The organism is Paracoccus sp. S4493 (assembly GCF_000967735.1).
In the GTDB taxonomy this organism is placed as follows: Bacteria; Pseudomonadota; Alphaproteobacteria; order Rhodobacterales; family Rhodobacteraceae; genus Paracoccus; species Paracoccus marcusii.
Genome location: NZ_JXYF01000372.1, coordinates 1 through 209 on the forward strand (window position 1 = coordinate 1; position 209 = coordinate 209).

Genomic DNA, 209 nt, shown 5'->3' on the forward strand with positions numbered 1-209 from the left:
CACCGCATCGGCGGCCTCGATGGCGATATCGGTCCCGGTGCCGATGGCGATGCCCGTGTCGGCGGCGGCCAGCGCCGGCGCATCGTTGATGCCGTCGCCCACGAAGACGCTGCCCGGTCCCATCGCGCGGATCGCCGTCAGCTTGTCGTCGGGGGTCAGCCCGCCCTGCGCCCGGTCGATGCCAAGCCGCGCGCCCATGGCCTGCGCCG

Annotated in this window: 1 protein-coding gene; it reads right to left on the reverse strand. The window is 74.6% G+C overall.

The window, feature by feature from the left end; translation table 11 throughout:
- Positions 1-209, reverse strand: a 209-nt coding sequence (locus tag TW83_RS17805; protein WP_045984128.1) for an HAD family hydrolase, incomplete at both ends; no start/stop codon positions are given.